The 12,890-nt window shown below is 57.2% G+C and carries 14 protein-coding genes; 8 read left to right on the forward strand and 6 right to left on the reverse strand.

Going from position 1 to position 12,890, the window contains the following annotated elements; translation table 11 throughout:
- Positions 1 to 30: 30 nt before the first annotated feature.
- Positions 31 to 903, forward strand: coding sequence for an arabinose operon transcriptional regulator AraC (gene araC, locus ACR809_RS23000; RefSeq protein ID WP_004178353.1), 873 nt, complete (start codon positions 31 to 33; stop codon positions 901 to 903).
- Positions 904 to 964: 61 nt separating this feature from the next.
- On the opposite strand, the gene ACR809_RS23005 is transcribed toward araC, so the two are convergent.
- The gene (locus ACR809_RS23005; protein WP_002886707.1) at positions 965 to 1,171 is read right to left on the reverse strand and encodes a DUF1107 domain-containing protein; all 207 of its coding nucleotides are present in this window, start codon (positions 1,169 to 1,171) and stop codon (positions 965 to 967) included.
- Positions 1,172 to 1,494: 323 nt separating this feature from the next.
- Between ACR809_RS23005 and ACR809_RS23010 the strand changes: the two genes are divergently transcribed.
- Complete coding sequence (locus tag ACR809_RS23010) at positions 1,495 to 2,052, forward strand: YtfJ family protein (protein WP_002886706.1); 558 nt, start codon at positions 1,495 to 1,497, stop codon at positions 2,050 to 2,052.
- Here the strand turns inward: ACR809_RS23010 and cysQ are convergent.
- On the reverse strand, positions 2,042 to 2,785 hold the full coding sequence (gene cysQ, locus ACR809_RS23015) for a 3'(2'),5'-bisphosphate nucleotidase CysQ (protein ID WP_002886705.1): 744 nt from the start codon (positions 2,783 to 2,785) through the stop codon (positions 2,042 to 2,044). The genes ACR809_RS23010 and cysQ overlap by 11 nt on opposite strands.
- A 191-nt stretch (positions 2,786 to 2,976) precedes the next feature.
- Here cysQ and cpdB point away from each other — a divergent pair, with 191 nt between their 5' ends.
- Positions 2,977 to 4,920, forward strand: coding sequence for a 2',3'-cyclic-nucleotide 2'-phosphodiesterase (cpdB, locus tag ACR809_RS23020; protein ID WP_004222096.1), 1,944 nt, complete (start codon positions 2,977 to 2,979; stop codon positions 4,918 to 4,920).
- Between the two features lie 54 nt (positions 4,921 to 4,974).
- Here cpdB and ACR809_RS23025 read toward each other — a convergent pair whose 3' ends face one another.
- Positions 4,975 to 5,346, reverse strand: coding sequence for a winged helix-turn-helix transcriptional regulator (locus ACR809_RS23025; RefSeq protein ID WP_004152015.1), 372 nt, complete (start codon positions 5,344 to 5,346; stop codon positions 4,975 to 4,977).
- 89 nt (positions 5,347 to 5,435) lie between these two features.
- Here ACR809_RS23025 and ACR809_RS23030 point away from each other — a divergent pair, with 89 nt between their 5' ends.
- From ACR809_RS23030 to ytfE, 4 genes are all read left to right on the forward strand, one after another.
- Positions 5,436 to 6,284, forward strand: a complete 849-nt coding sequence (locus tag ACR809_RS23030; RefSeq protein WP_122051600.1) for an SDR family oxidoreductase — start codon at positions 5,436 to 5,438, stop codon at positions 6,282 to 6,284.
- A gap of 77 nt (positions 6,285 to 6,361) precedes the next feature.
- Entirely contained in the window at positions 6,362 to 7,186 is an 825-nt protein-coding gene (locus ACR809_RS23035) for an AraC family transcriptional regulator (RefSeq protein WP_002886699.1), read from the forward strand.
- Positions 7,187 to 7,261: 75 nt separating this feature from the next.
- Positions 7,262 to 8,233 (forward strand): DMT family transporter, encoded by a 972-nt coding sequence (locus tag ACR809_RS23040; protein WP_002886691.1) that lies wholly within the window; start codon positions 7,262 to 7,264, stop codon positions 8,231 to 8,233.
- Between the two features lie 82 nt (positions 8,234 to 8,315).
- Entirely contained in the window at positions 8,316 to 8,978 is a 663-nt protein-coding gene (ytfE, locus tag ACR809_RS23045) for an iron-sulfur cluster repair protein YtfE (protein WP_004152016.1), read from the forward strand.
- 104 nt (positions 8,979 to 9,082) lie between these two features.
- Here ytfE and cycA read toward each other — a convergent pair whose 3' ends face one another.
- Both cycA and fklB read right to left on the reverse strand, forming a co-directional pair.
- The gene (cycA, locus tag ACR809_RS23050; protein ID WP_002886688.1) at positions 9,083 to 10,486 is read right to left on the reverse strand and encodes a D-serine/D-alanine/glycine transporter; all 1,404 of its coding nucleotides are present in this window, start codon (positions 10,484 to 10,486) and stop codon (positions 9,083 to 9,085) included.
- Positions 10,487 to 10,790: 304 nt separating this feature from the next.
- On the reverse strand, positions 10,791 to 11,411 hold the full coding sequence (fklB, locus tag ACR809_RS23055) for an FKBP-type peptidyl-prolyl cis-trans isomerase (RefSeq protein ID WP_002886687.1): 621 nt from the start codon (positions 11,409 to 11,411) through the stop codon (positions 10,791 to 10,793).
- A gap of 218 nt (positions 11,412 to 11,629) precedes the next feature.
- On the opposite strand from fklB, the gene ACR809_RS23060 reads away from it, so the two are divergent.
- Entirely contained in the window at positions 11,630 to 12,301 is a 672-nt protein-coding gene (locus tag ACR809_RS23060) for a LysM-like peptidoglycan-binding domain-containing protein (RefSeq protein ID WP_032412832.1), read from the forward strand.
- A gap of 108 nt (positions 12,302 to 12,409) precedes the next feature.
- Here the strand turns inward: ACR809_RS23060 and rplI are convergent, their stop codons facing one another.
- Complete coding sequence (rplI, locus tag ACR809_RS23065; protein ID WP_002886682.1) at positions 12,410 to 12,859, reverse strand: 50S ribosomal protein L9; 450 nt, start codon at positions 12,857 to 12,859, stop codon at positions 12,410 to 12,412.
- Positions 12,860 to 12,890 lie beyond the last annotated feature (31 nt).

Below are 12,890 nucleotides of genomic sequence, written 5' to 3' on the forward strand. Positions count from 1 at the left end.
CGACGCGGCGGCGCTCAGGTGGAAGAGAGAATGGAACTGGATATCAATGAGCTACTCAATTTCTCGCCATTGATGAAGACCTTTACCTTCAATGCCTGGGTCGTCGCAGGCTTCACGCCGATTACCCGCGGCTCCACGCTGGACTACTACATTAATCGCCCGCAGGGGATGAAAGGTTACATCATTAATCTGACCCTGCGCGGCCAGGCGCGGGCGAAAGCGGGCGATGGCTTCCTGCTGTGCCGGGAAAACGATCTGTTGCTGTTTCCTCCCGGCGTGCCCCATCATTACGGCAGGGACGAACACAGCGAGTACTGGGACCATCTGTGGATCTACTTTATCCCCCGCCCCTACTGGATAGACTGGCTGAAGTGGGACCAAACCACCCACGGTATCGGCAAAACAACCATTAACGATCCCGACCAGCTCCAGCAACTGCGCGATCTGTTCTACGAAGTGATACGCCACCACTCTGCGTCCGTACCGCTGTCAGAAGCGCTGGCAATGAACGCGCTGGAGAGATTAATTCTCCGCTGTTTTCAACAGCAACCCATTAGCAACCGCCATGCCCACGACCCTCGGATTAACGCCATCTGCGACTATCTTAACGCCCACATTGCACAGGAGGTAAAAATCGAGACTCTGGCGGCGATGGTGTTTATCTCCCCTTCACGTCTGGCGCACCTTTTCAAAAATGAACTGGGGCAAACGGTCTATGCGTGGCGGGAAACGCAGCGCATCAACCGCGCCAGGTGGCTTATTCAGAGCACTTCGCTCCCACTTAACAAAATTGCTTTATCGGTGGGCTACAGCGATCCGGTCTATTTCACCCGCTTGTTTCGTAAACATAACGGCATCCCACCGGGCGAATATCGCAAACGCTATGCGGAAATGAAGGGCTAAAAACATCAACGGCTCCCATCGGGAGCCGTCTTTTACCTACTACGTACTGCTACGTGCCAGGCTATGCCATCTCAGTTTGCAGACGCAACACCTGACGATTGACTTCGGACATCACTGACAGATGCAGCTTGTCCTTGACCTTCGGGATAAGGATTTTGCCCTTATCAAATTCAAATGCGCCAACGTCCTTGATGTACAACCGTCCACGAAACAGGATCTTCACGTACTTCGCCACTTGCAGCGGATTGTAGCGTTGGAAAATTTTCATTCTTCTCTCCTGCCAGGGTTACGCTCTTGTGGTGCCACAGTTAGCCCACGTCTTGGGAGCGCAAATTTTAATGCCCTAAAACTATAGTCCAGAATCTCAGAGGGACCCAGTATGTATAAGTTTATTTACCCTTTGATGACAATAATTCAGAATTTTCGTTTCAGACATACGATGAAGTAAGTATAAGTCGCCGTTTTACGACTAATTTGTGCGTCAACACGCAAACTGGCATCCTCATTGCGGGTAATCACCGTCAATCGCACTTATGATTAAACGAGACCAAGTGGTCGGATCACCTGCATAAAAATGATTAAGGATTGCGCATGACCCTACGTAGCATACTGGCCGCCTCGTTACTGCTTCTCCCGCTGCTGGCCACAGCGCATAACTTCGTCGACGGCCAGCGCGTGGCGCCCGTTGGCGTCGCGGATCGGGGAGAGCTTATTCTGGATAAGGATAAGTTTAGCTATAAAAACTGGAATAGCGCCCAGCTGGCGGGAAAAGTGCGCGTGGTCCAGCACATCGCCGGACGCTCGTCAGCAAAAGAGAAGAATGCCAACCTGATCGAGGCGATTAAAGCGGCGGGCTTCCCGCACGATCGCTATCAGACCACCACCATTGTAAACACTGACGACGCCATCCCGGGCACCGGGATGTTTGTACGTAACAGCATTGAAAGTAATAAAAAGCTCTTCCCATGGTCGCAATTTATCGTCGACAGCAATGGCCTGGTGCGGAAAGCCTGGCAGCTGGACGAGAAGAGCTCAGCGATCGTGGTGCTGGATAAGAACGGGCGTGTGCAGTGGGCTAAAGACGGCGCCCTCACCCAACAAGAGGTGCAGCAGGTGATCGACCTGCTGCATAAATTGCTTAATAAATAGAGACCCGGAAGCCGGGGTTAAGGAAGGATTCACGCGGCGTGTAGTCGAGGGTTTTCCCCTGCCAGTCGTGAACATGCGCCCCGGCGGCCACCGCGACCGCATGGCCGGCGGCGGTGTCCCAGGTGCTGGTCGGCCCGAAGCGCGGATAGAGCTGGGCCTGACCTTCCGCCACCAGGCAGAATTTCAGCGACGAACCGATTGAGGTGGTCTGGTGTTCGCCAAGTTGCTCAAGATACTCCTGCAGCTCCGGATCGTTGCTATGGGAGCGGCTAATCACCACCAGCGGCGGACGGGCATCGCGGACCTGGATCTGCTTGCGTACGCCGCACTCTTCTTTCCAGGCTTTGCCATTTTGCGCGCTGTACATCACCTTCATCACCGGCGCATAGACAACGCCCAGCGTCGGCTTGCCGTTTTCAATCAGCGCGATATTGACGGTGAATTCGCCGTTACGCTTAATAAACTCTTTGGTGCCGTCCAGCGGGTCGACCAACCAGTAGCGCTGCCAGTGCTGGCGCACTTCCCAGGACGGCGGGTCCTCCTCGGAGAGGATCGGGGTATCCGGATCCAGCGCCTGCAGGCCGCTGACAATGACTTTATGCGCTGCGATATCCGCCGCCGTGACCGGAGAATCATCTTTCTTGCTGGCGACGTTGATCGGCTGGTTTCCATCGTAGACTTCCATGATGGCATCGCCCGCATTCCGTGCAAGCTGACATACTTGTTCTAACATTCTCCACCTCGTCTGGTTACAGTGGCGTTAACTCGTTGTTTTATTTATATCGCATCACCGCGAGTTCCGCTATCTGTGATAACGATGGCGGTTTCTCTGCCCGCTTTTCTGGCAAGATTCACATTTCTGTAAGCAACAGAATATAAATACATTTTCTTCTGTGCTATCGCTCATAAAAAAGGACGCCTCTGATGATTAAGTTTAGCGCAACGCTCCTGGCCACGCTGATCGCCGCCAGCGTCAACGCCGCGACGGTCGACCTGCGGATCATGGAAACCACCGATCTGCACAGCAATATGATGGACTTCGACTATTACAAAGATGCCGCCACGGAGAAATTCGGCCTGGTGCGTACCGCCAGCCTGATCGAACAGGCGCGGGCAGAAGTTAAAAACAGCGTGCTGGTGGATAACGGGGATGTGATCCAGGGGAGCCCGTTAGGCGACTATATGGCGGCAAAAGGGCTCAAAGAGGGCGATGTACATCCGGTGTATAAGGCGATGAACACCCTGAATTACGCCGTCGGCAATCTGGGCAACCATGAGTTCAATTACGGTCTCGACTTCCTGCACAAGGCGCTGGCCGGGGCGAAGTTCCCCTACGTGAACGCCAATATCATCGATGCCAAAACCGGAAAACCGATGTTTACGCCGTACCTGATCCAGGATACCCGGGTCGTGGACAGCGACGGTCAAATCCACACCCTGCGCATCGGCTATATCGGCTTTGTGCCGCCGCAGATCATGACCTGGGATAAAGCCAATCTTAACGGCAAAGTGACGGTCAATGACATTACCGAAACCGCGCGCAAATATATCCCGGAGATGCGGGCGAAAGGGGCTGATGTGGTTGTAGTGGTCGCTCACTCCGGCCTCTCCGCCGACCCGTATCAGGCGATGGCCGAGAATTCGGTTTACTACTTAAGCCAGGTGCCCGGCGTGGACGCCATTATGTTCGGCCATGCCCACGCGGTGTTCCCGGGTAAAGACTTCGCCAACATCAAAGGCGCGGATATCGCCAAAGGGACGCTGAACGGCGTACCGGCGGTGATGCCGGGAATGTGGGGCGATCATCTCGGGGTGGTCGATCTGGTGCTAAATAACGACAGCGGTAAATGGCAGGTAACTCAGAGTAAAGCGGAAGCGCGGCCAATCTATGACGCGGTGGCGAAGAAATCACTGGCGGCCGAAGATGGCAAGCTGGTGGCGGTGCTGAAAGCCGATCATGACGCCACTCGCGAATTCGTCAGCAAGCCGATCGGCAAGTCCGCCGACAACATGTACAGCTATCTGGCGCTGGTGCAGGACGACCCGACGGTGCAGGTGGTCAACATGGCGCAGAAAGCCTACGTCGAACACTATATTCAGGGCGACCCGGATCTGGCGAAGCTGCCGGTGCTCTCCGCCGCCGCGCCGTTTAAAGTCGGCGGGCGTAAAAACGATCCGGCGAGCTTTGTCGAAGTGGAGAAAGGCCAGCTCACCTTCCGCAATGCCGCCGACCTCTATCTCTACCCCAACACCCTGGTGGTGATGAAGGTCAGCGGGAAAGAGGTTAAGGAGTGGCTGGAATGCTCTGCCGGACAGTTTAACCAGATCGATCCCGCCAGCAGCAAGCCGCAGTCGCTGATCAACTGGGACGGCTTCCGCACCTACAACTTCGACGTCATTGACGGGGTGAACTACCAGATCGACGTCACTCAGCCGGCCCGCTACGACGGCGAATGTCAGATGATCCATCCGCAGGCAGAGCGTATTAAGCACCTGACCTTCAATGGAAAACCGGTTGATCCGCAGGCTACTTTCCTGGTCGCGACCAATAACTATCGCGCTTACGGCGGCAAATTCGCCGGCACCGGTGAGAGCCATATCGCCTTCGCCTCACCGGATGAAAACCGTTCGGTGCTGGCGGCGTGGATTGGCGCGCAATCGAAGAAGGAAGGCGCGATCCATCCGGCGGCGGATAACAACTGGCGTCTGGCGCCGATCCACAGCAACACGCCGTTGGATATTCGTTTTGAGACCTCGCCTGGCGATAAAGCCGCGGCGTTTATCAAAGAGAAAGCGCAGTATCCAATGCGCCAGGTGGCCACCGATGATATCGGCTTCGCCATTTATCAGCTGGATTTGAGCAAGTAATGCCTGTTCCCCGGTGGCGTTGCGCTTACCGGGGCTACAGGGAGTGATACATTTTCACTCCCCGTGGTTAGCCAGCACCGAGGGCAGATTAACCTCGATCCAGTCCGCCAGGGCAGCCACCTTCTCGCTCACCTGCAGGCCGAGCGGCGTCAGGCTATATTCAACGTGCGGGGGCACCACCGGATAAGAGACGCGGTCGATAAAACCATCCTGCTCCAGCGCCTGCAGCGACTGCGCCAGCATCTTTTCGCTGACCCCGCCCATCTTACGGCGCAGATCGCTGAAACGGTGGGTTCCCTCGCGCAGCGCCACCAGAATCAACACGCCCCAGCGGCTGGTGACATGTTTAAGCACATCGCGCGACGGGCACTGTTCCGCAAACAAATTGCCGGTGCGCAGTTTCTCGCTCAGCGTCGGTTCGGCCATTTCACACTTACCTTTTTGTACGTACTTACTAAAAGTTAGTTAAGGTGGTAGCTTACCACAACTGCCAATAAACACGAAGGAGAAGACCCATGATCGCTCTTACCGGTGCCACCGGCCAGCTTGGTCACTACGTTCTGCAAGACCTGCTTAACACCGTCCCTGCCAGCCAGATTGTGGCGATTGTCCGCAACCCGGCCAAAGCCCAGGCGCTCAGCCAGCAGGGCGTGGTTGTCCGCCAGGCCGACTACAGCGACGAAGCGGCGCTGACCGCCGCGCTGCAGGGCGTGGATAAACTGCTGTTAATCTCCTCCAGCGAAGTCGGCCAGCGTGCTGTACAGCACCGCAACGTCATTAACGCCGCCAAAGCCGCCGGAGTGAAATTCATCGCGTATACCAGCCTGCTGCATGCCGACACTTCGCCGCTGGGTCTGGCCACAGAGCATATCGAAACCGAGCAGATGCTGGCCGACTCTGGTATCGCTTACGCCCTGCTGCGTAACGGCTGGTATACCGAAAACTATCTGGCCAGCGCGCCGCCGGCGCTGGAGCATGGCGTGTTTATCGGCGCCGCCGGCGAGGGTAAAATCGCCTCCGCCACCCGCGCGGATTATGCCACCGCTGCCGCCCGCGTTATCGCCAGTGAGGGTCATGAAGGCAAAATTTACGAACTGGCGGGTGATAACGCCTGGACGCTGAGCGACCTGGCTGCCGAGCTGAGCAAGCAAAGCGGGAAAAACGTGGTCTACCAGAACCTCAGCGAAGCCGATTTCGCCGCCGCGCTGAAAAGCGTCGGCCTGCCGGCCGGGCTTGCCGATATGCTGGCGGATTCCGACGTCGGCGCGTCGAAAGACGGACTGTTTGACGACAGCCGCACCCTGAGTACGCTGATCGGCCGTCCAACCACCTCCCTTGCCGAGAGAGTAAAAGGCATTCTGTAACCGCCCCTCTCAGCTTTTGCGGTTGCGTCCCGGCGGTTCCTCTCTCATATTGAAGGGATAACCGTCGGGAGGCAGGCATGCAGGGCGTACCACTCCAATTTAGTGATGAAAAAGACCGCGCGCGCTTTCGCCATCTCGAACAGCTGCCCGGGGTGGAGCTTTACCACGCCCATATATCCCGCTACGCCTTTGAACCCCATACCCACGAAGCCTTCGGCATCGGCGTGATTGAGCAAGGCGCGGAGCGCTTTCGCTACCGCGGCAGTCAGCATATTGCCGCCGCAAACTCAATTGTCACCATGAATCCCGACGAGCTGCACACCGGCGAAGCGGAAACCGCCGACGGCTGGCGCTACCGGATGATTTATCTGGAGCCGGACCGTCTGGAAGCCATCACCGGGGTGCGAGACTGGTGGTTCAGCGAGGTGGTCCGCGAGGATCCTCTACGTTCCCGACAGATTGGCCAGCTGATTTATGGCCTGTGGCATAGCGACGATCCGCTGGCCCAGCAGGGACTGCTGCTCGACCTCATCGACGCCTTCCGCCCTCTGGCCCACCATGCCTCTGCGCAAGGTGAGGCCGGGCATCGCTTTGACCGCGTGCGCGACTACCTGCACGATAACTATATGCGCCCTATCACCCTCGACGAGCTGGCGCAGGTGGCGGCGCTGAGCCCGTACCACTTTCAGCGCCAGTTTAAAGCCCACTATCACGTAACGCCCCATCAGATGCTGATGGCCATCCGTCTGTGGCGCGCCAAAGCGTTCCTCACCCACGGCATGCCCGCCGCCGAAGTGGCGATAGCCGTCGGCCTCACCGACCAGTCCCACCTGACCCGCGCCTTCACCCAGCGTTACGGCATTACGCCGGTGCGCTATCAGAAGCAGGTCGCCAGGCGCTAATGCGCAATCTCATACAATATTCCTGCCCGGCCCCCTTCTACACTGCAGACAACGGTAATGACAACGGATGCAATGATGATTAGTGGTGTGTTATACGCCCTGCTGGCGGGGCTGATGTGGGGTTTAATTTTCGTCGGGCCTTTGCTGGTGCCAGAGTATCCGGCGATGCTGCAGTCGATGGGACGCTATCTGGCGCTGGGCCTGATCGCTCTGCCGCTGGCGTGGCTCGGGCGCGCGCGACTGCGCCAGTTGAGCCGGCACGACTGGTGGACCGCGCTGGGCCTGACAATGATGGGGAACCTTATCTATTACGTCTGCCTGGCCAGCGCCATTCAGCGCACCGGGGCGCCGGTTTCCACAATGATTATCGGCACGCTGCCGGTGGTACTGCCGGTGTTCGCCAATCTGCTCTACAGCCAGCGCGACGGGAAGCTGCCGTGGCGGCGCCTGTTTCCGGCGCTGATCTGCATCGCCGTGGGCCTGATCTGCGTTAACGTCGCGGAGCTGCGTCAGGGGCTGCCGAATTTTAGCCCGTGGCGCTACGGCTCCGGCATTGCGCTGGCGCTGGGATCGGTGGTCTGCTGGGCCTGGTATGCCCTGCGCAACGCCCGCTGGCTGCGGGAGAACCCGCATCAACCGCCAATGATGTGGGCTACCGCTCAGGCGCTGGTGACGCTTCCGGTTTCGCTGGCCGGCTATCTCGCCGCCTGCGCCTGGCTGCACGGTCAGCAGGCCGGGTTTCCCCTGCCCTTCGGCCCGCGTCCGGCGGTGTTTATTACGCTGATGCTGGCCATCGCGGTGCTCTGCTCATGGGTCGGCGCGCTATGCTGGAATATTGCCAGCCAGCGGCTGCCGACGGTGATCCTCGGCCCGCTTATCGTCTTCGAAACCCTGGCCGGACTGCTGTATACCTTCCTGCTGCGGCAAAGCTTACCGCCGCTGCTGACCCTGAGCGGCATCCTGCTGCTGGTGCTCGGCGTGGTCTCTGCCGTACGCGCCAGACCGGAAAAACCGATGCTGCAGCCGCTGGCGGACGAAAAAAAGTAGCCTCGCCTCCTTAAGGGGTATTCCCTCGCCAAAAAGATGCATTTAAAATACATCTTATATTCCTGATGACGAGGTAACTGCTATGGCTTTCCGTGACCAACCTTTAGGCGAGCTGGCGTTGACCATCCCGCGCGCCTCCGCCCTGTTCCGTCAATACGATATGGATTACTGCTGCGGCGGCAAACAGACCCTGGCGCGCGCCGCGTCGCGCAAAGCGCTGGATGTCGCGGTGATTGAAGCCGAGCTGGCGAAACTGGCCGAGCAGCCTCTCTCCCGCGACTGGCGCGCGGCGCCCCTCGCGGAGATTATCGACCATATCATCGTTCGCTATCACGACCGGCACCGTGAACAGCTGCCGGAGCTGATCCTGCAGGCCACCAAGGTTGAACGCGTCCATGCCGATAAACCGAACGTGCCGAAAGGACTGACTAAGTACCTGACCATGCTGCATCAGGAGCTTTCCAGCCACATGATGAAAGAGGAACAGATCCTGTTCCCGATGATCAAACAGGGAATGGGCGCCCAGGCCGGGGGGCCGATCAGCGTGATGGAAAGCGAGCATGATGAAGCGGGTGAACTGCTGGAAGTCATTAAGCACATCACCCACAACGTGACGCCGCCGCCGGAAGCCTGTACCACCTGGAAGGCGATGTATAACGGTATCAACGAGATGATCGACGATCTGATGGAACACATCAGCCTGGAAAATAATGTGCTGTTCCCGCGCGCCCTCGGCGGAAAGTAAAGAAAAAGGCGCCCGCGGGCGCCCTCGACATTGTCCGTCTTATTTGGCCACTCTGGGTGGCCTTTTTTATGACGGGCCGTTGCAAGCAACGTTAAAATTTTCGTTTATTTCGCCAGCCGTTTTTTGCCGGCAAACAGCCAGCCCGCGCCCAGCAGCACAAACCACAGCGGAGTGACCATCAGCGCTTCACGGGTATCGTCTTCCAGGGTCAACAGCACCAGCACAAAGACGAAGAAGGCCATGCACACCCAGCACATGACTTTACCTAGCGGCATCTTGTAGCTCGACTTCTCATGCAGCTGAGGGCGGTTTTTGCGATACGCCAGGTAAGAGCAAAGGATGATGGTCCAGACGAACATAAACAGGATCGCCGACACCGTGGTGATCATGGTGAAGGCGGCAATCACGCTCGGGTTGACCATCAGCATCACCACCCCGCCCAGCAGACACATGCAGGAGAAGGTTAAGCCCTTCGCCGGCACCGCACGCTTCGACAGCTTGGCGAACATCTTCGGCGCCTGACCATCCTGCGCCAGACCGAACAGCATACGGCTGGTAGAGAACACGCCGCTGTTGGCCGAGGAGGCCGCGGAGGTCAGCACCACGAAGTTGATCAGGCTCGCCGCCGCCGGCAGACCAACCAGCACGAACAGCTCAACGAACGGGCTCTTGCTCGGCACCACGGAGCTCCACGGCGTCACCGACATAATCACAATCAGCGCGAAGACGTAGAACATAATGATACGCAGCGGGATGGAGTTAATCGCCCGCGGCAGGGACTTTTCCGGGTCTTTGGTTTCGGCGGCGGTGGTACCCACCAGCTCAATCCCCACGAAGGCAAACACCGCAATCTGGAAGCCGGCGAAGAAGCCGCTCAGCCCTTTCGGGAACCAGCCGCCGTCATTCCACAGGTGGGCGAAAGAGGCTTCGACCCCGGTCGGCGATTTGAAATGCATCATCACCATTACCAGGCCGACCACGATCAGCGCCACGATGGCGACAATTTTGATCATCGCGAACCAGAACTCCATTTCGCCAAACATCTTGACGGTGGCCAGGTTCAGGCCCAGCAGCAGCAGGATCACCGCCAGCGAGGCGACCCAGTCGGAGAGTCCGGGAAACCAGAATTGCGCGTAGGCGGTGATGGCGACAACGTCCGCCATCCCGGTCACTACCCAGCAGAACCAGTAGGTCCAGCCGGTAAAGTAGCCCGCCCACGGCCCCAGCAGATCGGCCGCGAAGTCGCTAAAGGATTTATATTCGAGGTTCGACAGCAGTAATTCGCCCATGGCACGCATCACGAAAAACAGCATAAAACCGATAATCATATAAACAAAGATAATGGATGGTCCGGCAAGGCTGATGGTTTTGCCAGAACCCATAAATAACCCGGTGCCGATCGCTCCGCCAATCGCGATCAGCTGAATATGTCGGTTTGTGAGATTTCGCCGTAGCGATTGTTCAGTCGGCTCCTGCTCGACAGCAGCGACTTTAACCTGATCTACCATGTGATTTCTTCCTGTTGTACCTGTCTGTGTTGTTCAGGCTCTGATGGCCCGTCGTCTGTCATTAACCCCAGCAAGGGCTAGTCGATATTAGGTAAGAATCGGAGGGATGAATACTATGATTTAGATATAATGTTAATTTTATGTTTAAAGTGAGTGTTATATCACTCATCTAACGCGAAATAGCTCACAAAAATACACCCATACGTGATGAATGCAAAACATAATTCCAATTAATTTTTAACTTAAGGATTTTACGCTATTTTTATGGCTTCCCCTGCCGCGGGGAAGAGGAAGCCGCTGCTGTTTAGATAATGTCCAGCAGTTCAACTTCGAAGATCAGGGTGCTGAACGGAGGAATCGATGCGCCAGCGCCGCGCTCACCGTAGGCGAGGTTGTGCGGAATCGTCAGTTCCCATTTGGAACCTACCGGCATCAGAGTCAGCGCTTCAATCCAGCCGCCGATCACGCCGGTCACCGGGAATTCAGCCGGTTCACCGCGAGCAACGGAGCTGTCGAAGACGGTGCCGTCGATCAGTTTGCCAGTGTAGTGCACGCGAACGCGGTCAGTACGCGCCGGGATCGGGCCTTCGCCCTGGGTCAGTACGCGGAACTGCAGACCAGACTCGGTGCTGTTCACACCCTCTTTCTCGCGGTTTTCATCAAGGTATTTTTGGCCGTCAGCGGCCATGGCCTGAAAACGCTCGCGACGCACAGCGTCAGCACGCTCGTGGATTTCACGCAGCGCGCGGTGAACGGCTTCCACCGGCACCTGCGGCTGGTTACCTTCCAGCGCATCGGCGATACCCGCCACCAGCGCTTCCGGCAGCAGCCCCTGCAGGCCGGATTCGCTCAGCTGTTGTCCAACCTGCAAGCCGATACCGTAACTTGCCTGCGCTTCGATAGTGTCAAAAGTTGGGGTTGCCATCGTTGTTCCTTTTTGGGTGATAAACATCAAGATAAAAGCGTGCGAAAGCATAACAGCCATAGCGAAATGGGTAAAACTTTGTCGGCGGATGATGACAAATCTCAGCGAAAAAGAAACAATAGGCGGCAGCAGGTTAACTTTACTTTGTTCCGGTCATCAGGACGTTAGCCATCTATACTCATAGGCAGGATAAAAATATGCGGAGCAGGAGGAAAGCCATGCCCGGGCGCGTTGAACTGACATCTATTCTGGCGAAAATCTGGCACGCTCCGGATGATTTTCGCCTCCTGGACCCGCTGCCCCCGATGCACCGCCGGGGTATCATCGCAGGCTTCCTGTTGGTCATTATCGGTATCCTTCTTCCTTCCGACGATAGCCAAAGCCCGGCGACAAACAGCCGCGAAGCGAACCTGAATCTTCAGTCGCAGTCCCAGCCGCAAGCTGGCGGCAATCAGGCCGTTCCGCTCCCGCCGATCACCAATACGCCGACCGTGAGCGATGCCGATCAGATGGCGCCGGTCGCCCCGGAGCCGATTCAGGACGAGCAGCCAGATCAGGCGCAGACGCAGCAGCCTGCTTCCCAACCGTATCAATCCTCGCAGCAGCAGTCCGCACCGGGCATTGAGCAGCAGTGGCGGACCTATCGCATCGAGTCAGGCAAAACCCTGGCGCAGCTGTTCCGCGATCATGGGCTGCCGGCCACTGACGTCTACGCCATGGCGCAGGTTGAAGGCGCTGGCAAGCCGCTAAGTACTTTGCAGAGCGGACAGACGGTGCAGATTCGGCAGAACGCCAACGGCGTGGTCACCGGGCTCACTATCGATACCGGCAACGGCCAGCAGGTGCTGTTTACCCGCCAGTCGAACGGCAGCTTTGTGCGTGCGCGATAGCAGAGAAGACGACAGCAAGCGTTACGCCGCCGCAAAATGAAAGGCGCTAAAAAGCAAAACGCCGGCACAAGGCCGGCGGTTTGTTGTTACCAGAACGTCAGAGGCCGATTACTCAGCAACCACGTTGATGATAACTTTAGCGAATACTTCGCTGTGAACCTGGAAGTTCACTTCGTGCTCGCCAACGTTACGCAGAACGCCGTTCGGCAGGCGAACTTCGCTCTTAGCAACTTTAACGCCTGCTGCAGTAACAGCGTCAGCGATGTCGCGAGTACCGATGGAACCGAACAGTTTACCTTCGTCGCCAGCTTTAGACGCGATGGTTACGGATTCCAGGGCGTTGATCTGCTCAGCACGAGCTTCAGCTGCTGCCAGAACGTCAGCCAGTTTGGCTTCCAGTTCAGCACGACGTGCTTCGAAGAATTCAACGTTTTTCTTGGTAGCAGGAACAGCTTTACCCTGCGGGACCAGGAAGTTACGAGCGTAGCCCGCTTTAACGTTAACCTGATCACCCAGGCTACCCAGGTTTGCTACTTTATCAAGCAGAATAACTTGCATTACCTTATCCTCTCAAAGTCGTATTAATGGA

Origin of the sequence: Klebsiella sp. CD33 (assembly GCF_051992865.1) — a bacterium.
GTDB classification, from domain to species: domain Bacteria; phylum Pseudomonadota; class Gammaproteobacteria; order Enterobacterales; family Enterobacteriaceae; genus Klebsiella; species Klebsiella pneumoniae.

Excerpts from the sequence above, each read along its gene's own strand:
- araC (WP_004178353.1), top strand. The coding sequence starts at position 31 with ATGGAACTGGATATCAATGAGCTACTCAATTTCTCGCCATTGATGAAG.
- ACR809_RS23005 (WP_002886707.1), bottom strand. The coding sequence starts at position 1,171 with ATGAAAATTTTCCAACGCTACAATCCGCTGCAAGTGGCGAAGTACGTG.
- ACR809_RS23010 (WP_002886706.1), top strand. The coding sequence starts at position 1,495 with ATGACCCTACGTAGCATACTGGCCGCCTCGTTACTGCTTCTCCCGCTG.
- cysQ (WP_002886705.1), bottom strand. The coding sequence starts at position 2,785 with ATGTTAGAACAAGTATGTCAGCTTGCACGGAATGCGGGCGATGCCATC.
- cpdB (WP_004222096.1), top strand. The coding sequence starts at position 2,977 with ATGATTAAGTTTAGCGCAACGCTCCTGGCCACGCTGATCGCCGCCAGC.
- ACR809_RS23025 (WP_004152015.1), bottom strand. The coding sequence starts at position 5,346 with ATGGCCGAACCGACGCTGAGCGAGAAACTGCGCACCGGCAATTTGTTT.
- ACR809_RS23030 (WP_122051600.1), top strand. The coding sequence starts at position 5,436 with ATGATCGCTCTTACCGGTGCCACCGGCCAGCTTGGTCACTACGTTCTG.
- ACR809_RS23035 (WP_002886699.1), top strand. The coding sequence starts at position 6,362 with ATGCAGGGCGTACCACTCCAATTTAGTGATGAAAAAGACCGCGCGCGC.
- ACR809_RS23040 (WP_002886691.1), top strand. The coding sequence starts at position 7,262 with ATGATTAGTGGTGTGTTATACGCCCTGCTGGCGGGGCTGATGTGGGGT.
- ytfE (WP_004152016.1), top strand. The coding sequence starts at position 8,316 with ATGGCTTTCCGTGACCAACCTTTAGGCGAGCTGGCGTTGACCATCCCG.
- cycA (WP_002886688.1), bottom strand. The coding sequence starts at position 10,486 with ATGGTAGATCAGGTTAAAGTCGCTGCTGTCGAGCAGGAGCCGACTGAA.
- fklB (WP_002886687.1), bottom strand. The coding sequence starts at position 11,411 with ATGGCAACCCCAACTTTTGACACTATCGAAGCGCAGGCAAGTTACGGT.
- ACR809_RS23060 (WP_032412832.1), top strand. The coding sequence starts at position 11,630 with ATGCCCGGGCGCGTTGAACTGACATCTATTCTGGCGAAAATCTGGCAC.
- rplI (WP_002886682.1), bottom strand. The coding sequence starts at position 12,859 with ATGCAAGTTATTCTGCTTGATAAAGTAGCAAACCTGGGTAGCCTGGGT.